Annotated in this window: 22 protein-coding genes; 8 read left to right on the top strand and 14 right to left on the bottom strand. The window is 64.7% G+C overall.

Features of this window, described 5'->3' with window-relative positions; all coding sequences use genetic code 11:
* Window positions 1-2 precede the first annotated feature (2 nt).
* A complete protein-coding gene (locus RX329_RS33855) occupies window positions 3-542 on the top strand; it encodes an adenine phosphoribosyltransferase (RefSeq protein ID WP_007595035.1) in 540 nt (179 codons plus the stop codon).
* A gap of 23 nt (window positions 543-565) precedes the next feature.
* Here the strand turns inward: RX329_RS33855 and RX329_RS33850 are convergent, their stop codons facing one another.
* From RX329_RS33850 to RX329_RS33810, 9 genes are all read right to left on the bottom strand, one after another.
* Entirely contained in the window at window positions 566-898 is a 333-nt protein-coding gene (locus RX329_RS33850; protein ID WP_018454936.1) for a GIY-YIG nuclease family protein, read from the bottom strand.
* A gap of 86 nt (window positions 899-984) precedes the next feature.
* Complete coding sequence (locus tag RX329_RS33845) at window positions 985-1653, bottom strand: hypothetical protein (RefSeq protein WP_018454935.1); 669 nt, start codon at window positions 1651-1653, stop codon at window positions 985-987.
* 60 nt (window positions 1654-1713) lie between these two features.
* Window positions 1714-2469 (bottom strand): hypothetical protein, encoded by a 756-nt coding sequence (locus RX329_RS33840; RefSeq protein WP_018454934.1) that lies wholly within the window; start codon window positions 2467-2469, stop codon window positions 1714-1716.
* Between the two features lie 205 nt (window positions 2470-2674).
* The gene (locus RX329_RS33835; RefSeq protein WP_317244902.1) at window positions 2675-3919 is read right to left on the bottom strand and encodes a M48 family metallopeptidase; all 1245 of its coding nucleotides are present in this window, start codon (window positions 3917-3919) and stop codon (window positions 2675-2677) included.
* A gap of 32 nt (window positions 3920-3951) precedes the next feature.
* The gene (locus tag RX329_RS33830) at window positions 3952-4512 is read right to left on the bottom strand and encodes a LemA family protein (RefSeq protein ID WP_085352637.1); all 561 of its coding nucleotides are present in this window, start codon (window positions 4510-4512) and stop codon (window positions 3952-3954) included.
* Window positions 4513-4650: 138 nt separating this feature from the next.
* Complete coding sequence (locus RX329_RS33825; protein WP_018454932.1) at window positions 4651-5631, bottom strand: small ribosomal subunit Rsm22 family protein; 981 nt, start codon at window positions 5629-5631, stop codon at window positions 4651-4653.
* Between the two features lie 60 nt (window positions 5632-5691).
* A complete protein-coding gene (gene smc / locus RX329_RS33820; RefSeq protein WP_247299551.1) occupies window positions 5692-9156 on the bottom strand; it encodes a chromosome segregation protein SMC in 3465 nt (1154 codons plus the stop codon).
* Window positions 9157-9373: 217 nt separating this feature from the next.
* Complete coding sequence (locus RX329_RS33815) at window positions 9374-10048, bottom strand: DsbA family protein (RefSeq protein ID WP_018454930.1); 675 nt, start codon at window positions 10046-10048, stop codon at window positions 9374-9376.
* 126 nt (window positions 10049-10174) lie between these two features.
* Window positions 10175-10669 carry a DUF721 domain-containing protein gene (locus RX329_RS33810; RefSeq protein WP_018454929.1) on the bottom strand — a complete coding sequence of 165 codons (495 nt, stop codon included), beginning with the start codon at window positions 10667-10669 and terminating at the stop codon, window positions 10175-10177.
* A gap of 122 nt (window positions 10670-10791) precedes the next feature.
* Between RX329_RS33810 and mutY the strand changes: the two genes are divergently transcribed.
* Window positions 10792-11907 carry an A/G-specific adenine glycosylase gene (mutY, locus tag RX329_RS33805; RefSeq protein WP_018454928.1) on the top strand — a complete coding sequence of 372 codons (1116 nt, stop codon included), beginning with the start codon at window positions 10792-10794 and terminating at the stop codon, window positions 11905-11907.
* Between the two features lie 52 nt (window positions 11908-11959).
* Entirely contained in the window at window positions 11960-12382 is a 423-nt protein-coding gene (locus tag RX329_RS33800; protein ID WP_247385556.1) for a PaaI family thioesterase, read from the top strand.
* 206 nt (window positions 12383-12588) lie between these two features.
* On the opposite strand, the gene RX329_RS33795 is transcribed toward RX329_RS33800, so the two are convergent.
* Window positions 12589-13866, bottom strand: a complete 1278-nt coding sequence (locus RX329_RS33795) for a flavin-dependent oxidoreductase (protein WP_204513843.1) — start codon at window positions 13864-13866, stop codon at window positions 12589-12591.
* Between the two features lie 128 nt (window positions 13867-13994).
* On the opposite strand from RX329_RS33795, the gene RX329_RS33790 reads away from it, so the two are divergent.
* Complete coding sequence (locus tag RX329_RS33790; RefSeq protein WP_085352629.1) at window positions 13995-14615, top strand: glutathione S-transferase family protein; 621 nt, start codon at window positions 13995-13997, stop codon at window positions 14613-14615.
* A 199-nt stretch (window positions 14616-14814) separates the two neighbouring features.
* Here the strand turns inward: RX329_RS33790 and RX329_RS33785 are convergent, their stop codons facing one another.
* Entirely contained in the window at window positions 14815-15735 is a 921-nt protein-coding gene (locus RX329_RS33785) for a LysR family transcriptional regulator (protein WP_204513844.1), read from the bottom strand.
* Window positions 15736-15825: 90 nt separating this feature from the next.
* Between RX329_RS33785 and RX329_RS33780 the strand changes: the two genes are divergently transcribed.
* Both RX329_RS33780 and RX329_RS33775 read left to right on the top strand, forming a co-directional pair.
* The gene (locus tag RX329_RS33780) at window positions 15826-16269 is read left to right on the top strand and encodes a nuclear transport factor 2 family protein (RefSeq protein ID WP_018454923.1); all 444 of its coding nucleotides are present in this window, start codon (window positions 15826-15828) and stop codon (window positions 16267-16269) included.
* A 340-nt stretch (window positions 16270-16609) separates the two neighbouring features.
* On the top strand, window positions 16610-18619 hold the full coding sequence (locus tag RX329_RS33775) for a methyl-accepting chemotaxis protein (RefSeq protein ID WP_204513845.1): 2010 nt from the start codon (window positions 16610-16612) through the stop codon (window positions 18617-18619).
* Window positions 18620-18678: 59 nt separating this feature from the next.
* Here the strand turns inward: RX329_RS33775 and RX329_RS33770 are convergent, their stop codons facing one another.
* The 3 genes from RX329_RS33770 to RX329_RS33760 form a co-directional block, all read right to left on the bottom strand.
* The gene (locus RX329_RS33770; protein WP_317244901.1) at window positions 18679-19365 is read right to left on the bottom strand and encodes a glutathione S-transferase family protein; all 687 of its coding nucleotides are present in this window, start codon (window positions 19363-19365) and stop codon (window positions 18679-18681) included.
* A gap of 132 nt (window positions 19366-19497) precedes the next feature.
* Complete coding sequence (locus RX329_RS33765; protein WP_018454920.1) at window positions 19498-19824, bottom strand: hypothetical protein; 327 nt, start codon at window positions 19822-19824, stop codon at window positions 19498-19500.
* A 121-nt stretch (window positions 19825-19945) separates the two neighbouring features.
* On the bottom strand, window positions 19946-21076 hold the full coding sequence (locus RX329_RS33760) for a site-specific DNA-methyltransferase (protein WP_085352624.1): 1131 nt from the start codon (window positions 21074-21076) through the stop codon (window positions 19946-19948).
* Between the two features lie 400 nt (window positions 21077-21476).
* On the opposite strand from RX329_RS33760, the gene RX329_RS33755 reads away from it, so the two are divergent.
* Window positions 21477-22412, top strand: a complete 936-nt coding sequence (locus RX329_RS33755; protein WP_085352623.1) for a neutral zinc metallopeptidase — start codon at window positions 21477-21479, stop codon at window positions 22410-22412.
* Window positions 22413-22546: 134 nt separating this feature from the next.
* The gene (gene moaB / locus RX329_RS33750; protein WP_018454917.1) at window positions 22547-23110 is read left to right on the top strand and encodes a molybdenum cofactor biosynthesis protein B; all 564 of its coding nucleotides are present in this window, start codon (window positions 22547-22549) and stop codon (window positions 23108-23110) included.
* Window positions 23111-23259: the final 149 nt, after the last annotated feature.

Raw genomic sequence — 23259 nt, 5'->3', positions numbered from 1 at the left:
CCATGACTTTTGACCATGATCTGAAGGCGAGCGTCCGCACCATCCCGGACTATCCGAAACCCGGGATCTTGTTCCGCGACATCACCACGTTGCTCGCAGATGCGCGTGCGTTCCGCCGTGCGGTCGACGAACTCGTCAATCCCTGGGCCGGCAACAAGATCGACAAGGTCGCTGGCATGGAAGCGCGCGGCTTCATCATCGGTGGCGCGGTGGCGCACCAGGTTTCGGCCGGCTTCGTGCCGATCCGGAAAAAAGGCAAGCTGCCGCACACCACCGTGCGGATCGCTTACTCTCTCGAATACGGCATCGACGAGATGGAGATGCACGTCGACGCCATCCAGCCGGGTGAGCGTGTGATCCTGGTCGACGACCTCATCGCCACCGGCGGCACCGCGGAAGGTGCGGTGAAGCTGCTGCGCCAGATCGGCGCCAATGTGGTCGCCGCCTGCTTCATCATCGATCTGCCCGATCTCGGCGGCGCCGCCAAGCTGCGCGCGATGGACGTGCCGGTGCGCACGCTGATGACGTTCGAGGGGCACTGAGGGCACGGCACGGCTGGCGACGTTCAGATCGGCTCGGCCTTTAGCTCCGACAGCCAATGCAGCATGCGCTCTTTGAGGAGCGCATTCCTGACATAGTCGCTCGCCTCATCTTTCAGCCGCTCGCATTCGCCGAGTGTCAGGCCTGCCTCACCGTGCATGTTCCACGCAGTCTGGAGTCTACGGCAGGTGTGGCTACCCTGGCGCAGCGAGAACCAGATGCGATTCTGGATTGTCTCGAGGTTCGAGGCTTGGCCGACCCAGGCCTCGCCCGAGGCCGCGCAGCGGACGACGTAGATGCCGGCAACGGTCTTCCGCTCCTTATAGGCGGCGATTGCTGCTTTACGGTCGATGCTCACGGTGAAGAGGCCTTGCTGAGGAACGATGGTGCGTACACTCAGTAACCGCAACGTCGCTCGGCGTCAATATTATCCGGGTAAAATATTCAGGACCGTTGCAGGATCAGGCTGAGCTCGAGTTCGCGGAAGGCGAGGTAATTGCGCCGGGTCCATTGGTGCAGCTCGGTCGAGGCATCCTTCTCCTGGCGAAGATAGCCGGTGAAGGAGAAATTCAGGCGGCTGATATAGGTCTTCAGGAATCCGGGCAGCGCCGGCAGCCGCAGCAGCCGGCCGCCGGCCATCGCTTCCGGCAGCTCGCCGCGCACGATGTGCTCGTTGTCCACCGTGATCAGGTTGATCCGCGGGATCTGTTCGCGCAGCATCTCGTGGGCGCGGGCCGAGACGCGGTCGGTGTCGGCGACGAACAGGATCATCGGCGCGACGTGGCGGCGCGCAGCCTCTTTCAACAGGCCGATCTCCTCCGTCATCTTGAAGAACTCGTCAAAGGCGTGGAAGCCGAGGTCGATCACCTTGGCAAGCCCGTCATCGACGATGACACGATCCATCAGCTGCATCTTGCCGTAGGTGTCGATCACGTCGGCGGTCTCGGTGATCGTTGGCAGATAGTCGAGCAGCGACGGCTCCTTCAGGTTGACGTCGAAGGCCACGACGTTGCCGTTCTTGAGCAGCAAAAATTCGCTCAAAAGCCGCGCCAGCAGGGTCTTGCCGACCTGCGGGCGGGGCGAGCAAATGATGTAGAGGGGCGTTGCGGACATCGATAGCTATATCAGTCGAACTTGGCGACCAATCCAGCCGTATCCGCCCGGCTTGCGCAACTATTTTTCGCTGTTGCGGGCCCCGGATTTCGTCGAGCCGACGATATCGGTCAGCCGGATCCGATCGAACTCACTCCAGACGTTCGCCAGCCAGTGTCGGACATAACCACGCAGCACGAAGGAGTAGTTGGCGGCCTCGTCGTTGACGCCCTTGTTGGCGACGAATTTCAGGAATGGGACGGAGGACACCTCGACCTGCTCATAGGCCATTTCGTTGAGCTTGGGGATGGTCAGCTCGGTCGCGTCCTTGATGCGGTTGAAATACGATTGGTAAGTCGACTGATCCCACTGGAAGAACTGAGTATCGTTGATGAAGTTCTTCACCAGGAAATATTTCGCGCCGCCCATGAAGCCCGCGGTCTCGGCGATCTCGTCCAGCGAGGCGATCGAGGGTCCGAGGATGTGGAACACGGCAAAGGTGATCTGGCCGGCCTTGGCGGCGTCGAGGAATCCGATGTCGCGCAAGGAGGCGAGCGCCGGCGAGAGCAGGCCGGCCCGGACGTCGATCACGGTGACCGACGGGCTCGTCGCGTTGAGCGTATCGAAGATCTTCATCTGATCCGACGTCGTCGTCATGTCGACGATCTCGGTGATGTCAGGATGGAAGCGCTTCAGGGTTCCGCGCGGCGATTCGGTGTCGAAAGCGCGCGTCGGCACGTTGTTGGCGGAAAAATAATCGAGCAGGGTGCGCGACACCGTGGTCTTGCCGACCCCACCCTTGTCCGCGCCCACCACAACCACTGCCGGCTTTGCCATTGCTGTCCCCTAACGCGCGCCCCCGATCGCGAGGTTGCAATCGGACGGGCCCCAAATCGATGTCGCAGACATGTCCCAAGTCTGCTGTTGGGCGCGAACATGGCAGAAACAAGGGAGAATTCAATTCCGCAGGGCCCAGTTATGGCAATTCCCGAGGTTTTTCCCAAGCACGACGAATCCTGCCGGGCATGGCGTCAAATCACGCTCAATGGCGGCCCCAAGGACCCAAGGAATTGCCCAAGGGATTGCTTACTCGATTGCCTATCGGGTTGCTGCTGGCGGTTCCGGCGGAGCTGGGTGCGGGCAGGGGCGGCGGACTGGCCGCGCCGCCTACGTCGTTCCAGGGCCCCTGGCGCGGTGGCGGTCGGACGCCCTGCTGGTCGGCTTGCGTGTCTGGCTCCTCGGCCTCGTCGGCGGAAAGCGGCAGCGGGCCGGGATCATGGCCGCCGGCGAACTTGACCAACGCGTCGACTCGCGACTGCACCGAGGGGTGGGTCGCGAACAAATCGGCAAAACCCTCGCGCGGATTGTCGACGCAGAGCTCCATCACTGCCGAGGTTGCGCCCGGCAGCTCGCCGCGGTTCTCGATCTTGCGCAGTGCCGAGATCATGGCGTCCGGATTTTTCGTCAGCTCGACGGAGCCTGCGTCCGCGAGATATTCGCGCGAGCGCGACAGCGCGAGCTTCACCACCTGAGACAACAGCCAGGCCACCACGATCAGCACGACCGCGATGATGATGACGATCACCGCGCCGCCGCCCGAACTCTTGCTGTCGTTCGACGACGAGGACGATCGTGACGAGGAGGAGCCCGACGACCACGAGCCGCCGGAGCCGGAGCTCCAGCTGAAATTCGTGAACAGGCGGAAGAACAGTTCGCCGAAGAATCCGACCACGCCCGCGATGATGACGGCGACCACCATGAGCTGCACGTCGCCGTTCTTGATATGGGTCAGCTCGTGACCCAGCACCGCCTCGATTTCCTGGTCGTCCAGCGCATTGAGGAGACCGGTGGTGACGGTGACCGAATATTGCCGCGGGTTGAGGCCGGTCGCGAACGCGTTCAGCGCCGGGCTTTCCATGATCTTCAGCTTCGGCATCGTGATGCCGCGCGAGATGCAAAGATTTTCAAGCAGATTATAGAGCCGCGGCTGCTCCTGCCGGGTGACGTCGTGGCCGCCGGTCACCGCATCGATCATCGACTGGTGGAAGAAATAGGCGATCACGATCCAGGTCGCTGCCACGACGGTCGCAACCGGTGCGGCGACTTTCAGATCATAGAAGGCGCGTCTCAGATAATGGAGGACGGTCTCGTCGCCATTGATGACGACTTCGGCGATCAGCGCGCCGGCATAGACCAGCACGTAGACCAGCGCGAACAGACCGGCGAGCAGGAGCATCGAACGAAACTTGTTCGAGGCGATGTGCGTGTAGAGACCATACGCGGCCATGACGCGATGCCCTGCCGGCCTATCGGCTCAACTCAGAATTTCACCTGCGGCGTGGCCTCGACCTCGGTGCGGCTGGCGCCGAGATCGAAGAAGTCCTTTTTGGTGAAGCCGAACATGCCGGCGAACAAGGCTGCCGGCATCTGCTGGATGCCGGTGTTGTATTCCTGGACCGCGCTGTTGAAGAAGCGTCGGCTGGCCGCGATCTTGTTCTCGAGATCGGACAGCTCGCTGGCGAGCTGCTGGAAATTGGCGTTGGCCTTGAGGTCGGGATAGGCCTCCGACAGCGCGATCAGTCGGCCGAGCGCGCCGGAGAGCTGGGTCTCGGCCGCGGACACCTGCGCCGGTCCCTGCGCCGACATCGCCGAATTGCGCGCCTTGATGACGTCGTCGAGCGTGCCGCGCTCATGCGAGGCATAGCCCTTCACCGTCTCGACCAGGTTCGGGATCAGATCGTGGCGCTGCTTGAGCTGCACGTCGACGTCGGCAAAGGCCTGGCCGACGCGCTGGCCCAGCGCCACCAGCCGATTGTAGGCGGCGAAGGCAAAGAACACGAGGACGACGATAACGCCGAGAACGATCCAGCCGGTCGACATGGAGAACTCCTGAAGGGGGAAGAAGGCGGGCGCTAGGGTAGACCAAATTGGCGCCGAGCGAGAGCCCGGTACAGACGAGAGGTAAGCCTTGGTCGGATGAGGGACTATCCGAGTTCAAGGCGAAAGCGCCGGAGCAGGTTAACTTTCGGACAGGATGGCATCACCCCAGCGCCAGCGGCGGGCGCTTGCATAGGCGACCTTGTCCCGCCGTGGGACCTTGGCGAGTTCGACGCCTTGCTCGGTGCAGAGCTTTGCCGTGATCTCGGCCTTGCCGAGATCCGGCGGCGCCAACACGCGCGCGGCGCGGGTGGCGGGAGGCCTACGGGTTAGCGCCACGTAGATGAATCGCTCGTCCTCGAACGGCACCTCGGCGCCCTTGATTTGGCGGTGAGCCTGCGAGCGCGGCAAGCGCTGGGAGAAATGGCACCAGTCGGGCGCCGTCAGCGGACACGGCTTTTCGTGCGGGCAGGGTGCGGCGACATAGGCGCCCGCCGCGATCAGTTGCTGGCGCAAGGTGAGGATGCGGGCGTAGCCGGCGGGCGTGCCGGGCTCGATCACGACCAGCACGTGGCGCGCTTTCGCCCACATCGCTTCCGCGAGCTTGCGTTGATCGCCCTCGCTGAGCTCGCCGATGACATAGCTCGCGACGACGAGATCGGCTTGCGAAACCTCAGCGAGGTTCGCGCCGGCATCGCCCGGCAGATAGCGGCAATTCGCCAGACGCGTGCTGTCGCGCGCCAGTTCGAGCGCGAGACGGCTCAGCGTGGCGTTGGCATCGAGCAGGGTGAAGGATTGCAGCGACGGAAAAGCTTCCGCAGCGGCCCAGCTCGCGGTGCCCGGACCTGCGCCGACGTCGAGCAGCGTTTCCGGACCGAGGTCCGGTGCGACCTCGGTCAGCGCATTCAGACTTGCCGCCACCGCAGCGTAGGTCGCCGGCATCCTCGCGAGCGCATAGGCGAGCGCATCGGCCTCGGACTTGATCGTGCCGGAGCCGCCCCCTGCACGATAGGTGGTCGAGATTTTCTGCGATCGCTGCGCAGCGTCGGTGCGCGAGAACCCCTGGAGCTTGCCGTCGAGGGCCGCTTTCAGTTCGGCGGGGAGGGTGGGTGAGATCATCATTCGTGGTCATCATCCGCTTGCGCGGATGACGACGTCAATGGGTGCGTGACGGGAGCGGACTCACGCCACGTTCTGGTCGAGAATGTCCACCGCCTCTTGCAGGTTCACCGACACCAGTTGCGAGACCCCGCGTTCGGCCATGGTGACGCCGAACAGGCGGTTCATCCTCGCCATCGTGATCGGGTTGTGGGTGATGATGATGAAGCGCGTGTCGGTCGAGGCGGTCATCTCGTGCAACAGGTTGCAATAGCGCTCGACGTTGTGGTCGTCGAGCGGCGCGTCGACTTCGTCCAGCACGCAGATCGGCGAGGGATTGGTGAGGAACACCGCGAAGATCAGCGCCATCGCGGTCAGCGCCTGCTCACCGCCGGAGAGCAGCGATAGCGTCTGCGGCTTCTTGCCCGGCGGCTTGGCGATGATTTCGAGGCCGGCTTCAAGAGGGTCATCGCTCTCGATCAAATGCAACGCGGCTTCGCCGCCACCGAACAGCTCGACGAACAGGCGCTTGAAGTGGTTGTTGACGACCTCGAACGAGGTCAGGAGCCGCTCGCGAGCTTCCTTGTTGAGGCTCTGGATACCCTGGCGCAACCGCTTGATGGCCTCGACGAGGTCGTCGCGCTCGGTGACCAGACCATTATGCTGGGTCTCGACCTCGCGCAGCTCTTCCTCGGCGCGCAAATTGACCGCGCCCAGGCGCTCGCGATCGCGGCGCATCTTTTCGAGGTCTTCCTCGATGTCGTGCAGCGGCGGCAGCTCGGCGCCGGGCTCGATCTCGGCGAGCCCGGCAACGGCCTGCGGCTCGACTTCGAGCATGTCGCGGATCTCGCGCTCGATGTCATCGAGCCTGCGCCGCGCGCTTTCCATGCGCTCCTCGGCGCGGGCGGTGGCCTCGCGCGAGCTCGACAGCGCCTCGAGCGTCAGCTTGGCGACGCGATCGGTTTCGGCCATCGCGGTTTCCGCGCTGGCGAGCGCGTCGGCGGCCATGCGGCGGTCGTTTTCGGCATATTCGATCTCGGTGATCAGCGCGCTGCGCTTCTCCGCGAACACGGCCGGCGCGTTCTCGAGATCGCTGCGCTCGATTGAGACTTCGGCGATGCGCGCCTGGATGGTGTCGATGTGGGAGGCCGCGCTCTCCTTGCGGTTCTGCCACTCGGTGCGTTCGGCGAGGATCGCCTGCACGCGGCGGTCGGCCAGCTCGGCTTCGCGCGCCAGCGCCTGTGCCTCGGCCCGGACCTGGGCGGCCATGCGACGATGACCTTCGATGTCGCTGCGGACAGCGGCGAGACGGGTTTCGGTGTCCTCGCTCGACGGCAGCTCGAAGATCCCGGCTTCGGCGTATTCGTAGGCGGCTTCGGCCTCGGCGCGGTCGGCGGCCAGACGGCTGTGCGCTTCCGACAGCGTCGCCTTGCGTGCAGCGTGGCGGCTGATCTCGCGCTCGACCGTGGCATGGCGCTCGCGCGCGACGTTGAGTTCGCGCTGCGCAGCGCGCCAGGCTCCGCGGCTCGCACCTTCGGTGCTGGCGGCCATCTGCAGCTCGGCCTCGGCGTTCTCCAGCGCCTGACGCTTGATCTGCGCGTCGATGCGGGCCTGCTCCAGCTCGTTCTCGATGTCGATGAGGCGGGCGCGCTCGGCAAGCCGCCTTGCTGCGCCGGTCGGCGCGTGGGCGGCTGCGACAAAACCGTCCCAGCGCCAGACGTCGCCTTCGGGCGAGACCAGCCGCTGGCCGGTCTTGAGCTGCGAGACCAGCTCGGCGCCGCGCTCGCGCGGCACCACGCCGATCTGCGCCAGGCGGCGGGTCAGCTCGGCCGGGGCCTGCACGTGGCTGGCGAGAGGCACGACGCCTTCGGGCAGTTCCGGATCGCCGTCGGTGACGCCGGCATTGGTCCAGCGCATCGGCGCGGACGGATCGACCGGGGCGTCCAGATCGTCCCCAAGGGCTGCGCCGATCGCCTTTTCAAATCCCTTGTCGACGGTGATGCCGTCGATGATCGGCGGCCACAAATTCTTGGTCTCGCCGTTGAGGATCTTGGAGATCGTGCGCGCCTCGGTATCGAGCCGCTGCACGCGCTTGTCGGCTTCGACCAGCGGCGAGCGCGAGGATTCCAGCGTCTGCCGCGCGGCGACGTGCGCGGCTTCGCTGGCCTGAGCGGCGGCTTCCGAGGCCGCCAGCGTCTGCTCGGCGCTCTCGACCGTCGCGGTCAGCTCGTCGAGATCGCCGAAGCCGCCGGTCTCCTCGGTGAGCTTCTGCTCTTCCGCCGCGACGTTCGAAATCTCCTGGTCGAGCCGGGCGAGCTTGTCGCGGTGGGTGCGAACGTTGGCTTCGAGTTGGTTGCGCTTGGCGGTGAGGTCTGCGAGCGCGGTGGTGAGCTCGGCGAACTGCTGCTCGGTTTCGGTCAGCACCGCCTCGGCTTCGGCGACACGCTCGTCGACGCCGGAGCGCTTCTCAACGCGCGACTTGATCTCTTCCTTCAGCTCGGCATCTTCGGCGTCGAGGCGCTGCAGCGCGATATCGGCGTCCATGGTCTGCTGCTGGGCGCGCGAGATGTCGCCTTCGAACTGCGCGAGGCGCCGCTCGAGTTCCGCGACGCGCTCCTTGGCGCGCTCTTCCTCGCGATCGAGCAGCTCGCGGGCGTTGGTCAGGCGCTGCAGCCCCGCTGCGGCGCGCGCTTCGGCATCGCGCAGCGCCGGCATTTCGGCGGCGCGAATCGCCTGGATGCGGGCGGCCTCGGCCTGGTGCTGGGTCCGCTCGGCCATCTCGCGGACCGCGAGATCGTGGGTCTGGCCGGATTCGTCGACGTCGGCATGGGCGCCGATCCAGCGCAGATGGAACAGGGTTGCTTCGGCCTTGCGGACCTTGGCCGCAACTTCGCGATAGCGCACGGCCTGGCGGGCCTGCTTCTTGAGGCCTTCCATTTGCCCCGCGAGCTGGCCGATCACGTCCTCGACGCGGGTGAGATTGGTTTCGGCCGCCTTGAGCCGCAGCTCGGCTTCGTGGCGGCGGGCGTGCAGGCCGGCGACGCCGGCGGCGTCTTCCAGCACGCGGCGGCGCTGCTCGGGCTTGGCCTGAATGATCTCGCCGATCTTGCCCTGGTGGACCAGGGCCGGCGAGCGCGCGCCGGTGGCGGCGTCGGCGAACAGAATCTGCACGTCGCGGGCGCGCACGTCGCGGCCGTTGATGCGGTAGACCGAACCGGCTTCGCGCTCGATGCGGCGGGAAATTTCCAGAAGCTGGCTGTCGTTCATCGCCGCCGGCGCTGTGCGATCGGAATTGTCGATCGTCATCGTCACTTCGGCGTGGTTGCGCGCGGGGCGATTGCCGGAGCCGGCGAAGATCACCGCGTCCATGTCGGCGGCGCGCAGCGACTTGTAGGAGGTCTCGCCCATCGCCCAGCGCAGCGCCTCGACCAGATTCGACTTGCCGCAGCCGTTGGGCCCGACCACGCCGGTCAGGCCGGGCTCGATGACGAAGTCGGTGGCCTCAACGAAGGACTTGAAGCCGTGAAGGCGCAGGCGGGTGATTTTCATAAGCACGCATCTCTGTTGGCAGGCGCGAATCCCCCTGCCGGGACAATACCATGGAAGGCAATGTCGGTATCCGGGCGAGTCGCGCGAAGCGCCTCATGCGGCTGGACAATGGCCGCGGTGCGCTGCGAGGGCAACCGGCGAAAGCCTCTTTTCCCAAGGGATTTGTGCCGGGAAAGATACGGCTATCGAGATGCGAATCAGGATTGTGCCGTGCGAATCAGCTCTTCAGCAGCGGATTGATCTTCTTGGCGAATTCCTCGAACGAGGTCTCGCCCTTGATCTTCTCGCCGTTGACGAAGAACGTCGGCGTCGAATCGACCTTCAGAACGTCGCTGGCATATTTCTGGTCGGCGGCGATCTTGTCGAGCAGGGCCTGGTCCTTCAGGCAGGCCTCGACCTGCTGCTGCGTGAGACCGGCCTGCTTGCCGATCCGGGTCAGGGTCTCCGTGGTGTTCTTCACCACCCAATCGTTCTGCTGGCGGAACAGCATGTCGGTGACGGCAAAGTATTTCGGCGCGTCGCCATTGGCGATGCAGCGCGACAGCATCGAACCGGCGGCGGCTTTGATGTCGAGCGGGAACTCGCGGAAGACGTAACGCACCTTGCCGGTGTCGATGTATTCCGACTTGATCTTGGGAAACACTTGCTCATTGAAGGCCGCGCAATGCGGGCAGGTCATCGAGGCGTATTCGGTGATGGTGACGGCGGCGTCCTTCGGGCCCAGCGCCATGTCGGGCAGCGACACCGGTTTGGCCACGTCACCAGCCGCTGCCTGCGCCATGGCTTCAGGGATCATGGCATCGGAGATGAATCGCAGCGGAGAGAACCCGGCGAGCGCGGCAAGCCCGGTCAGCGACAGCATCGAGGTGAAGGCGCGGCGGGTGATGATCAAGGTCGGCTCCCGGATTGGCGTGGTCTCGCCCGAATTCCCATTCAGACGGCCTGTCGCTAGCTTGAAACGTCGTTTGAGGCAATGGCGAGCGGCAAGGACAGGTCCAGTTTGGCCGCAGAATAAGGCTCAATTTCGCTTGATGGCGGCCCCGAGGCGCGCCAGCGCCGACTTCAATTGTTCATCTTCGATATCGCCCAGGCGCTCAGCCACCTCGGCCACCGATTTGGCGTCCGGCGGGCCGGGCCGGGTCGGCCGGCGGGCGCGTGATAGCGGAGCCTGGCGAAAGGCCAGCTTGCCGACCGCGCTCCAGCCGAAGAAGCGGTTGACCCGCTGCAGGATCACATCGGCGGAGTGCTGGATCTCGAGCGCCATCGGCCCCTCGACCCGCAGCACCAGCGTCGCCGGCTCCTGCGGCTGACCCTCGACCGGCCGCGGCCATTGCATCTTGAGCGGCTCGGCGTGCGCCGCGATCTCCGGCCCGGCAATCTGCGCCCATCGCGTCACCAGCTCGCGCGCGGCAAATCCCTGCTTGGCATAGGCCTCGGCAAAGACGTCGTTGAGCAGGAGCGATAGCGGCTTGGCGCTGATGGGACCGGGTTTGATGGGTCGAAGCTTGGACATGGGACCTTATAGCACTCCGGGGCGTCGGCCGCAGGCTCTTCACCGCGAAGAAAAACGTGGATGCCCGCGACAAGCGTGGGCACGACGTGGAGAGATCGACGCATTGCCGTTACAGTGCGGACATGAGCCCCAAATCCGCCCTCAAGGCGAAATCGGAACCAGTTCCGCCGGAGACCCCATCGCGTCCGCTCGCGCTGCTCCAATGGTATGACCGCCACCGCCGCCGATTACCCTGGCGGGCTCCGCCCGGCGAAGCATCCGACCCTTACCGCGTCTGGCTGTCCGAGATCATGCTGCAGCAGACCACAGTGAAGGCGGTCGGGCCCTATTTCGAAAAATTCGTCTCGCGCTGGCCTGATGTCACCGCGCTCGGACGGGCCTCGCAGGAGGACGTGCTGCGGATGTGGGCCGGGCTGGGCTATTATTCTCGCGCCCGTAATCTCCATGCCTGCGCGGTCGCGGTGACGCGCGAGCATGGCGGCACCTTTCCCGACACCGAAGTGCGTCTGCGCGCGCTGCCGGGCGTCGGGCCCTATACGGCGGCAGCGATCGCGGCGATAGCGTTCGATCGACGCACCATGCCGGTCGACGGCAATATCGAGCGCGTGGTCTCGCGGCTCTTTGCAGTTGAGGAAGAGCTCCCGCAGGCCAAGCCGCTGATTCAGGAGTTGGCTGCGACGCTGCTTGCCGATTCTCGCGCCGGTGATAGCGCGCAGGCGCTGATGGATCTGGGCGCCTCGATCTGCACGCCGAAAAAGCCGGCCTGCTCGCTATGCCCGCTGAACGAGGGCTGCACGGCGCGCGCGCTGGGAACGCAGGACACGTTTCCGCGCAAGGCCGCGAAGAAGAGCGGCGCGCTACGGCGCGGCGCCGCTTTCGTTGTCACGCGCGGCGACGAGCTTCTCGTCCGCACCCGTCCCGAAAAGGGGTTGCTCGGCGGCATGACCGAAGTACCGGGGTCGGACTGGCTGGCCGGGCAGGACGACGCCAAGGCAAAACGGCAGGCGCCCGAGTTGAAGGGGCTGTCGCGCTGGCAGCGCAAGGTCGGCGTGGTCACCCACGTCTTCACGCATTTTCCGCTGGAACTGGTGGTCTACACGGCGAGGGTGGAAGCGCGGACGCGGGCACCCGCCAGCATGCGCTGGGTGCCGATCGCCACGCTCGCCGATGAAGCATTGCCCAACGTCATGCGTAAGGTGATTGCGCATGGATTGGACCCTAGCAGCCCATCCTGCTGACAAGATGCTGGCAGCAGGCCTGCGTTAGCTGTGGTAGGCAACGGAGGCTCGCATGATCAAGACCGCGCTCGACAACTTTCCCAGGCCGCCCTGTGCCGAGCTATTGGGGTGGCGCCTGCTCGATGCCCGACCCAGGGAAGGCTGGATCAAGCTCGCCTTCGACGGCAAGCCGGAGTTCTGCAATCCGGCCGGCTTCATCCAGGGCGGCATGCTCTCGGCCATGCTCGACGACACGATGGGCCCCGCCGTGCTGGTGATGAGCGAGGGCAGGCTCTACACCACCACCATCAGCATGACCGTGAATTTCCTGGCGCCCGCAAAGCCCGGACCGATCATCGGCGAGGCCAAGGTGACGCAGCTCGGCAGGACGATTGCGTTCGTCGAGGCAAAGCTGATGGCAGAGGACGGAACGCTGCTGGCGACGGCGACGGCGAGCGAGCGGCTGCTGGAGGCGGCGAGGGTGGTGGGCAAATAGCTGCCGCGCAGTCTTTTTTCCTTCTCCCCTTGCGGGAGAAGGTGGCGCGAAGCGCCGGATGAGGGGTTTGTCTCGGCGAGTTCAAATGAGAGTTAGACTCGCGGAGACAGACCCCTCACCCGAGTGAGCTTGCGTCTACCGGCGTCGCTGCCCTCTCCCGCAAGGGGCGCGGGCGCATCAACGTGCGTCTCGCTTCGTGCGAATACTCATTTCGTCGCGCGCGCGTCCTTGCTCACGATCGGCGGCTTCGCATTCAGCGCTTCCACCTGGAAGCCGGCGACGCGCTTGTAGTTGGCGGCAACATCCTCGAGCTCCTGTTGCGACAGCACGTCAGTGACGACCTTGTAGCCGTCGGGCGCGCGCTCCTCGACCAGCTGCATCACCTGCTCGGGGCCGTTCTTGCGGTTGAGCAGGACGAGACTGGTGGTTGCAGGCCGCCGCTCGGCCTCATAGGCGAGCAGGGCCGCTTGCGTCGGGCCGTGCGCCAGGATCTCGCGCGTGATGGTGCGCGCATCGAGGATCGCCTGCGAGGCGCCGTTGGATCCGATCGGATACATTGGATGTGCGGCGTCGCCCATCAGCGTGACGCGGCCGAAAGTCCATTGCGACACCGGATCGCGATCGACCAGCGGATATTCATAGGCGTGCGGGCAGTTCTTGATCAGGCCGGGCACGTCGAGCCAGTCGAACTGCCAGCTCTCGAACCAGGGTAAGAACTCCTCCAGCCGCGCGGTGCGGTTATAGTCCTCGCGCCGCCATTGATAGGTCGGCGGCATGTGGCGCTCGGCAACCCAGTTGATCAGATGGTTGCCCGCGGCGTCCGGTTCCTTCGAGATCGGATAGCAGACGAATTTCAGGATCTCGTGACCGGCCATGATCATGGTGCGGCCGCTGAGGAAGGCTTTTGCGGGCGTGACGCCGCGCCAGAGGATGCGGCCGTTCCAGATCGGCGGGCCTTCGTCGGGATAGAGTTTTTCTCGCGCGGCGGAATGGATGCCGTCCGCGGCGATCAGGATCGTGCCGTCGTAAGTCCCCGCGGCCTTGCCGGTGGCCTTGTCGACGAAATCGGCGCGCACGCCGTCGGCGGTTTCGCTCCAGCCGGTAAGATGATGGCTGGTGAGGATGTTGTCGCGGCCGAGGCGCTCGATGGCGGTGTCGAGCAGCAATTGCTGGAGCGTGCCGCGATGGATCGAAAACTGCGGCCATTTATAGCCGGCCTCCAGCCCGCGCGGCTCGCTCCAGATCGGCTTGCCGTGCTTGGAGAAATAGGCAAGCTCGCGGGTGCGCACGCCGCTGGCATCGAGCTTGTCCATCAACCCGAGCTCGATCAGCTCGCGCACCGCATGCGGCAGCACGTTGATGCCGACGCCGAGCGGCCGCAGTTCGGCGACGCTCTCGAACACTTTTACGGGAATGCCGATTCCGTGCAGGCTGAGTGCAAGCGTCAGCCCGCCGATGCCGCCACCGGCGATGAGTACGGTCATGGGAAAGCCCCTCCAACTCGGGGCGTCTTGGCACAGCCGGGCGCCGGTGGGCAACTGCGAAGAGAGGTTCGTGCTATGGACCTCGGGGCCCGCAGCCGTTACCTTCCGGCTTTCCCATGAGGTCCGACATGCTCAAGCTCTACTACGCCACCGGCACCTGCGCGCTCGCCACCTACATCACCCTGGAAGAAGCCGGCGCCGACTACGCGGCGGAGCGGCTGAGCTTCAAGGACAACCAGCAGAACAGCGTGGAGTACCTCGCGATCAACCCGAAAGGCCGCGTCCCCGCGCTGGTGACCGATCGCGGCGTCCTGACCGAGACCCCGGCGATGCTGGCTTATCTCGCGCAGACCTTCCCCAAGGCCAAGCTCGCGCCGCTCGACGATCCCTTCGACTTCGCCCAAGTGCAGTCGTTCAACTCCTACCTCTGCTCGACCGTGCACATCAATCATGCCCACAAAATGCGCGGCGCACGCTGGGCGAGCGAAGAAAGCTCGTTCGCCGACATGAAGGCGATGATCCCGAAGACCATGGGGGCCTGCTTCGCCCTGATCGAGCAGAAGATGTACAAGGGGCCCTGGGTGATGGGCGAGCAGTTCACGATCTGCGATCCTTATCTCTACACCCTGTCGACCTGGCTCGAAGGCGACAGCGTCGACATCAACGCGACGCCGAAGATCGCCGATCATTTCAAGCGCATGTCCGACCGCCCCGCCGTGCGCAAGGTGATGGACGCGCAGAAGGCGTAGGAGCGCGGCAATATATTCCCCTGTCGTGCCGGGCAAGCGTCAGCGCAGACCCGGGACCCATAACCACAGGGAGAAGTTGTGACGCAAGCTGACAATCACGAGTCTTCGCCAAACCACGTCCTGTGGTTATGGGTCCCGGATCGGCGCTCCGCTTCGCTGCGCTTGTCCGGGACGACACCATTTGCTTTGAAGTTGCGTCCTATCCAGCGCGCCCTTTCTTCTCCAAATCCCGTCCCGTCTCCAGCATCAGCCGCCTGAGCCAGATCGAGCCTGGATCCATTTGCGCGCGGGTCGGGTAGAACATGAACTGCTCATCGATGCCGGGGTCGAGCGGCGGCGTCACCGTGACGAGGCCGAGCTGCTTGGACAGCGCCGCGATCAACCGGCGCGGCACGAAGGCGACGAGGTCGGTACGGGCGGCGACGTGCAGCGCTTCGAGATAACCCGGGACGACGAGAGCGATATGCCGGTCTATGCCCTTGGTGCCCAGCCAAGTGTCGATGAGGTCCTCCGGCTGGCCGCGGATGATTACGCCGACATGGCGTGCAGCCAGGAACGTCTCGCGCCGCTTCAGCTTCGCAGCCACGGGGTGGCCGCGCCGCACCGCCAGCGCGTCGCTGTCGGTGTAAAGCAACTGGCGGTGAAATCCCTTGAAGGCGTTGCCGATCGAGATCACGAGATCGATGGTGCGGGCGAACTCGGCGTGGAAAATAGCCGGTCCTCGCCACGGCACCACGTCGATGCGGACGTTGGGGGCGGCCTGCGTCACCTTTTCCATCAAGGGCGGCATCAACAGCTCGACCGCGAGGTCCGGCATCATCAGTCGGAATTGCCGCTCGCTGCGCGCCGCATCGAATTCATCCGATACGAACAGCCCGCGCACCTGGTCGAGCGCCTGCGCCAGCGGCGCGCGCAAGGCTTGCGCCCGCGGCGTCAACTCCATCCGCGCGCCTGTGCGTACCAAGAGCGGATCGCCAAGGATGTCGCGCAGACGCTGGAGCGCATGACTCGCCGCCGGCTGCGACAGCCCGATCCGCAATGCGGCGCGGCTGACGCTGGCCTCGCGCAGCAGCGCGTCAAGCGCGGTCAGGAGATTGAGGTCGAGCGAATTCAAATTCATGAGGCGAATAGATATCATATCCACTATCGATTTGAAGAATTTAGCACCGGCGGCGATGATTTCCGTGTTCTCACCAAAGGAGATGCCGCCATGAGCGCGAGCGCCAACAAGAAACTGATGCAGGATATCTTTGCAGCCGCCGCCAGCCCCGATCCGGCTGCGCGCGACCGTGGCTTGTTCACCGAAAGTCTTGCCGACGACGCCAAATGGATCGTGACCGGCCAGTATTCCTGGTCGCGCACCTTTTCGGGCAAACAGGCGATCCTCAACGATCTGCACGGCTATGTGCGGACCCGCCTTGTCGACCGGACGCGGACGGTCGCTCATCGCTTCATCGCCGACGGCGATATCGTCGTCATCGAAGCAAAGGGCGACAATGTCACGCCAGAAGGCGTGCGCTACGACAACGACTATTGTCTCGTGTTTCGTCTCGAGGACGGCAAGATCAAGGAGATCCGGGAATATTGCGACTCGGTGCTGACCGAGAAGGCCCTTGGTCCGTTTCCACAAACGGCCGTGAGGGCCGCGAGCTGAGCGGATCGAGCAGCGTCGCCTCCGTCGACCGGTGCCGTCCGCCGCGGTCGGCGAGGGGCGTGTTGGTCTGGCGCAGGCCGGACCAGCTGCAGCGGCCTGCATGCCGCTGCGGGCTTCTCGCTAAAACCTTGCTCACCTGCCGATAAAATCAGCAGATGTTGTACCATCCGACGGATGCGCGCGCGAAAAATTTGAAGGTTCAATTAACGAGTGTCCCCCATTGTGTCGCGGTGCAGCGTGGGTCGCGAACAACGCGACGCGCGGCTGCCAGAGTGGCCGGTGACGATCGCCGGATTAGGCCGGCCGCTCGAATTGACATGCATCTGGGTGGACAGTGGGAATGCCGAGTTTTCGTTTGCGGATCAGGGGACGCCTGTACGCAGGTTTCATGGCCTTGGTGGCGGTTGGTCTTGTGATGGCGGTGGTCGCCATCTGGAATTTGCGATCCGTCCAGGATCAGGTCGCAAAACTCTCCGCGTTGTCGGACAGCACGGCGCGCGTCCTGGAGATATCGACCCATCTTCAGGCCATCCAGCGGGCCAATCTGCGCTACATTTACGACGCCAACGAGCCTGCGATGCGGGAGGCTGCCGAGCGAGAGGCCGCGGCGACCGGGCTGTTGCAGCTGGGAGCAAAGGGCCCCCTCTCGGAGGAGCGGCGGAAGCTCTACGACGATCTGATCGCCGACATCGCCAAAATGAAAAGCCTGCGTGACAGTCTCGGCGACGCCGTCAACGAGGCGCGGACCGGCAAGGCGACGCTGTTGCCGAGTGGCGAAGAGCTGACCGTCAAGATGGCCAAGCTGGTCGATGTGGCCCGTGCCGCCGCCGACGACGACACGGTGTCGCTCGTCGCGGACCTCGAGTCCCGGGTCCTGCTGGTTCGAATCGCGAACTGGCGCTTCCTCGCCCTGCGCGACGCCAACGGGCCCACCGCCTTCAGAACCAATGTCGACAGGGCGGTGCAGCGGCTGGCGGCCGTCGAAAGGAGCCCGCAGGCGGCGGACCTTCGCTCGTCTTTGACGCCAGTGAAGACCGCTCTCGGTATCTACAAATCCGCGTTCGAAACCACCTCTGCGGCGATGCTGCGGTCCGACGAGATCTACCACAAGGATCTCGCACCGCTCATCTCCGCGAGCATAGCCAAGCTCAAGGTCGCGGAAACCGCCTTGAAGACGGATTACAAGGATTCGCGCACCGCGGCCGATGCTGTGATCGACGGCACGACCTCGCTGCAGGAGATCGCGGGCGGCCTCGCCGTCCTGTTCGGACTGATCGTCGCCTTCCTGACCGCCCGCAGCATCGTGCGGCCGCTGACCTCGATGACGCGCGCAATGGGGCTGCTTGCCGGCGGCAATCTCGCCGTCGAGATCCCCTCGCGCGGCAAGGTCGACGAGATCGGCGACATGGCCAAGGCGATCGACGTCTTCAAGACAAACATGATCGAGACCGAACGGCTGCGCCAAGAGCAGACCGCAACCGAGGCCCGGCAGGCCGAGAGCCGCAAGGCCGACATGGCCCGGCTCGCCAGCCGGTTCGAGCAGGCGGTGGGCGAGATCGTCGATACCGTATCCTCGGCATCCCACGAGCTCGAGGGCTCGGCCGGCACCCTGACCGCGACCGCGAGGCGCGCTCAGGATCTCTCCACCGAAGTGCAATCCGCCTCCCAGGAAGCCTCGGCCAATGTGCAGGCGGTCGCCTCCGCGACCGAGGAGTTGTCCTCCTCGGTGACGGAGATCGCGCGCCAGGTGCAGGAATCGGCGCGCATAGCGGGCGAAGCCGTCGGTCAGGTGAGCAAGACCAACGCGCGCGTCAGCGAGCTCTCCAAGGCTGCAGCCCGCATCGGCGACGTGGTCGAGCTGATCAGCACCATCGCCGGCCAGACCAACCTCCTGGCGCTGAACGCCACCATCGAGGCGGCGCGCGCGGGTGAAGCCGGCCGCGGCTTCGCCGTAGTCGCCTCGGAGGTCAAGGCGCTCGCCGAGCAGACCGCGAGGGCCACCGGTGAGATCGCCCAGCAGGTCTCGGGCATCCAGGCTGCGACGGAGGAGTCGGTCGGCTCGATCAGGGAAATCAGCGGCACCATCGAGCGGCTGTCGGAGATCTCGTCGACGGTCGCCGCCGCCGTGGAGGAGCAGGGTGCGGCGACGCAGGAGATCTCCCGCAACGTCCAGCAGGCGGCCCAAGGCACGCAACTCGTGTCGTCCAACATCGGCGACGTGCAGCGCGGGGCGTCCGAGACCGGCTCGGCGTCTTCGCAGGTGCTCTCGGCGGCACGCTCGCTGTCGGCCGACAGCAATCGCTTGAAGCAGGAAGTCGCCAACTTCCTGAGCTCGGTCCACGCCGCCTGAGCCTCAAGAAGCAAAAGGCCACGCGCATGCGCGTGGCCTCGCATTGTGACCTGAGACGATCAGGCGACTTTCGTCGTCATGTGCTTGAACATGTTGCTGCGCGCCTCGTCGTCCATTTCCGCCTTGAAGGTGAACTTGTCCTTCAGCGCGATCGCGCGCGTCGCCGCAGGCCGCGCCGAGATCTCGTCCACCAGCCGCTTCACGTTCGGGTATCGCGCGAAGGCATCGTCGCCGAGCTTGAACGGCACCATCCGCGCCCACCCCCACAGCGCCATGTCGACGATCGAATAGCTCTCGCCGACCATGTAGCGGCGGCCTTTGAGGTGGCCGTCGAGAATCTTGTAATGGCGATCGGTCTCGAACTGATAGCGGTTATGCGCGTAGTCGTGGTTCTGGTCTTTCGGCGCAAAATGCTTGAAGTGCACGGCCTGGCCCGAATACGGCCCGACGCCGGTGGCGACGAACATCAGCCATGACAGCATCTCGCCGCGAACATTGGCGGCCGGCAGGAATTTGCCGGTCTTCTCGGCGAGATACAGCAGGATGGCGTTGGAATCGAACACGATGGTGCCGTTGTCGTCGATCGCCGGCACCTTGCCGTTCGGATTGATCTTCAGGTAGTCCGGCGTGAACTGCTCGCCCGTGCGGGTGTCGATCTTCACCGGCTCGAAGGGCAGGCCGGCCTCTTCGAGATAAAGCGCGACCTTGGTCGGGTTCGGCGAACCGTTGAAATAGAATTTGAGCATCGGGCATCTCCCCTGTGTTTGTTGGCTGAGAGTGGAGTCAGCAACATGTCCGCAAGCGGCCTTGTCTTGCCTGAACCTTATCGGGGAGGGCAACCGGCGAGTTTGCCGGGCGGCGTCTGCGCGTCACGCAGATCAGCCGGCGTAACAAAGGCCGATCGCCGCCGTAATGACCATGGCCGCGCCCACGACCTCCAGGCGCAACCCGAGCCGGGTAGCGATATGCATGTCGGAGGCCCGCGCCGCGCGCTCCGATCCGCGCGCGTAGCCGTGAACGATGACGTCGTGATTGAAGCTGTCGTGGGCCTCGTTGCTGCTGGCGAGCCCGACACAGACCACGAGCACGCCGAACAAGGCGAGGCCGAAAAATCCCAGCAGCGCGATCAGGAACATCGGAAACATGCCGACCAGAAAGATCGGCAGCAGCGGCACCAGCAGCAATGTCTCGGACTGTCGTCGCATGGCTCGACCGGTCAAGACGGGGCGTAGGCGGTCAATCTAGTCCCGCCGGCCGCTGTATTCAACCAGTCTCGTCATTCCGGGGCCGCGCCAGGAGGCGCGCTCCGGGACGACGAAAGGAAGGCTACCCCGCCGCCATGCCGGCGCGGATCTCGGCGCGCAGCTCGTCGATCAGCTTAAGACCCTTCTTGGTCTCGATGTGCCAGAAGGTCCAGCCGTTGCAGGCTTGCGCGCCCTGCGCCACTGCGCCCATGCGGTGGATGGAGCCGACCTTGTCGCCGAACATGATGGCGCCGTCGGCACGCACCAGCGCGCCGAGTTTCTTCTTCGCGTCGAACAGCTTGGTGCCGGGCATGATCATGCCACGCTCGATCAGCTCGGAGAACGCCACACGCGGCGCTTCGCGCGCCGTCATGAACGGGGCGAGGCTTGCCTCCGGAAGCGGCTCGATCGCGGCGATGCGCGCTTCGGCCGCTTTCGCATAGGTCTTGTCGCGCTCGAAGCCGATATAGGAGCGGCCGAGGCGCTTTGCGACCGCGCCGGTGGTGCCGGTGCCATTGAAGGGATCGATCACGAGATCGCCGGGTTTGGAGGACGACAGCAGCACGCGCGCCAGCAGGCCTTCCGGTTTCTGCGTCGGGTGCACTTTCTTGCCGTCGGCGCCCTTGAGGCGCTCCTCGCCGGTGCAAAGCGGGATCAGCCAGTCGGACCGTGCCTGCACGTCCTCGTTGGCGGCCTTCAGCGCCTCGTAGTTGAACGTGTAGCCCTTGGCCTTCTCGTCCCGCGCGGCCCAGATCATGGTCTCGTGCGCATTGGTGAAGCGGCGGCCGCGGAAATTCGGCATCGGGTTGGTCTTGCGCCAGACGATGTCGTTCAGCAGCCAGAAGCCGAGGTCCTGCATGATCGCGCCGACGCGGAAGATGTTGTGATAGGAGCCGATCACCCAGATCGTCGCCGACGGCTTCATCGCGCGGCGGGCGGCGAGCAGCCAGGCGCGGGTGAAATCGTCATAGGCGGAGAACGAATCGAACTTGTCCCAGTCGTCGTCGACCGCATCGACATGAGATTCGTCGGGGCGCTTGAGATCGCCCTTAAGCTGGAGATTGTAGGGTGGATCGGCGAACACCAGGTCGACCGAACCAGCCTGAAGCTTCGACATCTCGGCGACGCAATCGCCGAGGACGATGCTGTGCGAAGGAGACTCAAAATTTGTGCGGGGCGCCCTTGCAGACGCCCCGCGACGCGACTCTACCATGACTCAAGAACTCTGACTCAGGCGACGCTGTCGGCGACGCGGGACCAAACAACCGACTGACCGTTACATTGAAGCGGCAAAGTAAAAATCGACTTAACCCGTGGCTTTCGTGAACAGCCCTCACATCGCGCCTTGCACGCGGCTCGCTCCGCGCATTCTCCATGTTTTGCAGTGTATTTCGCGTTTCTTCGCGTTGCGGCTGTGATCGGAGCGCAAAAAGACTCAAAATTCCTCTCGGAAAAAATTGCTCGATGCCCGGAAAAAATTGCTGGCATTGCCATGCTGTCGCACTAGGCAATAATTGCCGAGCGGGATATTGATTAACGCAACGGAAACGTATGTGGCGCGTTGAGCTTTCGCGCTTTCGCGCCGAATTGAGCTAGGACCGAGGGAAGCCGCCATGCGCTACGATGATTTCCGCCGCAGCGACGACATCGAGGATCGTCGCGACGATGGTGGCGGCGGCGGTGGAGGAGGCGGGTTCGGCCTCCCCATGGGCGGCGGCGGGCTTGGGATCGGTACCATCATCGTGCTCGGCCTGGTCGGCTACGCCTTCGGCATCGATCCGCGCATCCTGATCGGCGGCGCCGAGATACTCACCGGCGGCGGCCAGGCGCCGTCCTACCAGACCGATCGCCAATCGTCGTCCAACGCCAAGCGCGGCGCGCCGACCGACGAGATGGGCAGCATGATCTCCGGCATCCTCGGCGAGATCGACGATCGCTGGAGCGAGATCTTCCAGGCCTCCGGCCAGTCCTTTACCGGTCCAAAGGTCGTGCTGTTCCGCAACGTCACCAATGGCGGGCGCTGCGGCCGGGCGGAGTCGGCGATGGGACCGTTCTATTGTCCGCCCGACAGGACCATCTTCCTCGACACCGGTTTCTTCCGAGAGGTCGAGACGCGTTTTCGCGGCTGCTCCGGCAAGTCGGCCTGTAACTTCACCACCGCCTACATCATCGCCCATGAGGCCGGCCATCACATCCAGAACCTGCTCGGCATCATTCCGCGCGTGACGCGGCTGCAGCAGCAGGCCGGCAGCAAGGCGGAGGCCAATGCGCTGCAGGTGAAGGTCGAATTGCAGGCCGACTGCCTGTCCGGTGTCTGGGTCAATCGCGAGGCGAAGAAGCGGCCGAACTTCCTGGAGCCGGGCGACATCGACGCCGCACTCACCACGGCGAGCGCGATCGGCGACGACACGCTGCAGCGCCAGTCCACAGGCCGCGTCGTGCCCGATTCCTTCACCCACGGCTCGGCGGCGCAACGCAAACAATGGTTCATGACCGGCTACCAGCAGGGCACCGTCCAGGCCTGCAACACGTTTGGGGGCGGACAGTAGGGGTTATCCGTCATCCTGAGGTGCTCGCCAATTGGCGAGCCTCGAAGGATGGCGAGCCCGTGGCCCATCCTTCGAGGGCGCAAGAGCGCGCACCTCAGGATGACGTCTGTGGTCTGTGAAGAAGGTGCGTTGCAATGACCTCCATCGACGAAACAAAACAGTTCGTCCCGCTCAACATCGCGGTGCTCACCGTGTCGGACACGCGCGCGCTGGCGGATGATAAATCCGGCCAGACCCTGGCCGACCGTCTCACCGCTGCCGGCCATCATCTCGCCGCGCGCGAGATCGTCACCGATGACGTCGAGGCGATCCGCACCGTCATCCGCCGCTGGATTGCGGACGCAGGTGTCGACGTCGTCATCACCACCGGCGGCACCGGTTTCACCGGGCGCGACGTCACGCCGGAGGCGATCGAGCCCTTGTTCGAGAAGCGCATGGACGGTTTCTCGATCTCATTCCACATGCTGAGCCACGCCAAGATCGGAACGTCGACGATCCAGAGCCGCGCCACGGCCGGCGTCGCGGGCGCAACCTACATCTTCTGCCTCCCAGGTTCGCCCGGTGCCTGCCGCGACGGCTGGGACGGCATCCTCAAAGCCCAGCTCGACTACCGCACGCGCCCCTGCAATTTCGTCGAGATCATGCCGCGGCTGGACGAGCACCTGCGCCGGCCGAAGGCCCAGGGCGCGACGGTGTAGTTGGACATTTCTTCTCCGCTCATGTCGGCCGAAGCTTTAGCGAAGGCGGATGCGGGAAAGGTGGCATAGGCCGCCTTCGGCCGCCCGTCCTTAAAGAATGCCGAAGCGAAGCTTGGGTATCTATCGGCACGGAGTGCTCGGAGACATAC

The sequence above is a fragment of the Bradyrhizobium sp. BWC-3-1 genome (genome assembly GCF_032917965.1).
Lineage (GTDB): Bacteria > Pseudomonadota > Alphaproteobacteria > Rhizobiales > Xanthobacteraceae > Bradyrhizobium > Bradyrhizobium canariense_D.
Note: the sequence above shows the minus strand (reverse complement) of the source record. Positions and strands in the feature narration are given on the sequence as shown.

Coding starts and splice junctions, on each gene's coding strand:
- RX329_RS33855 (WP_007595035.1), top strand. CDS start 3: ATGACTTTTGACCATGATCTGAAGGCGAGCGTCCGCACCATCCCGGAC.
- RX329_RS33845 (WP_018454935.1), bottom strand. CDS start 1,653: ATGTCCGCAACGCCCCTCTACATCATTTGCTCGCCCCGCCCGCAGGTC.
- RX329_RS33840 (WP_018454934.1), bottom strand. CDS start 2,469: ATGGCAAAGCCGGCAGTGGTTGTGGTGGGCGCGGACAAGGGTGGGGTC.
- RX329_RS33835 (WP_317244902.1), bottom strand. CDS start 3,919: ATGGCCGCGTATGGTCTCTACACGCACATCGCCTCGAACAAGTTTCGT.
- RX329_RS33830 (WP_085352637.1), bottom strand. CDS start 4,512: ATGTCGACCGGCTGGATCGTTCTCGGCGTTATCGTCGTCCTCGTGTTC.
- RX329_RS33825 (WP_018454932.1), bottom strand. CDS start 5,631: ATGATGATCTCACCCACCCTCCCCGCCGAACTGAAAGCGGCCCTCGAC.
- smc (WP_247299551.1), bottom strand. CDS start 9,156: ATGAAAATCACCCGCCTGCGCCTTCACGGCTTCAAGTCCTTCGTTGAG.
- RX329_RS33810 (WP_018454929.1), bottom strand. CDS start 10,669: ATGTCCAAGCTTCGACCCATCAAACCCGGTCCCATCAGCGCCAAGCCG.
- mutY (WP_018454928.1), top strand. CDS start 10,792: ATGAGCCCCAAATCCGCCCTCAAGGCGAAATCGGAACCAGTTCCGCCG.
- RX329_RS33800 (WP_247385556.1), top strand. CDS start 11,960: ATGATCAAGACCGCGCTCGACAACTTTCCCAGGCCGCCCTGTGCCGAG.
- RX329_RS33795 (WP_204513843.1), bottom strand. CDS start 13,866: ATGACCGTACTCATCGCCGGTGGCGGCATCGGCGGGCTGACGCTTGCA.
- RX329_RS33790 (WP_085352629.1), top strand. CDS start 13,995: ATGCTCAAGCTCTACTACGCCACCGGCACCTGCGCGCTCGCCACCTAC.
- RX329_RS33785 (WP_204513844.1), bottom strand. CDS start 15,735: ATGAATTTGAATTCGCTCGACCTCAATCTCCTGACCGCGCTTGACGCG.
- RX329_RS33780 (WP_018454923.1), top strand. CDS start 15,826: ATGAGCGCGAGCGCCAACAAGAAACTGATGCAGGATATCTTTGCAGCC.
- RX329_RS33775 (WP_204513845.1), top strand. CDS start 16,610: ATGCCGAGTTTTCGTTTGCGGATCAGGGGACGCCTGTACGCAGGTTTC.
- RX329_RS33770 (WP_317244901.1), bottom strand. CDS start 19,365: ATGCTCAAATTCTATTTCAACGGTTCGCCGAACCCGACCAAGGTCGCG.
- RX329_RS33765 (WP_018454920.1), bottom strand. CDS start 19,824: ATGCGACGACAGTCCGAGACATTGCTGCTGGTGCCGCTGCTGCCGATC.
- RX329_RS33760 (WP_085352624.1), bottom strand. CDS start 21,076: ATGGTAGAGTCGCGTCGCGGGGCGTCTGCAAGGGCGCCCCGCACAAAT.
- RX329_RS33755 (WP_085352623.1), top strand. CDS start 21,477: ATGCGCTACGATGATTTCCGCCGCAGCGACGACATCGAGGATCGTCGC.
- moaB (WP_018454917.1), top strand. CDS start 22,547: ATGACCTCCATCGACGAAACAAAACAGTTCGTCCCGCTCAACATCGCG.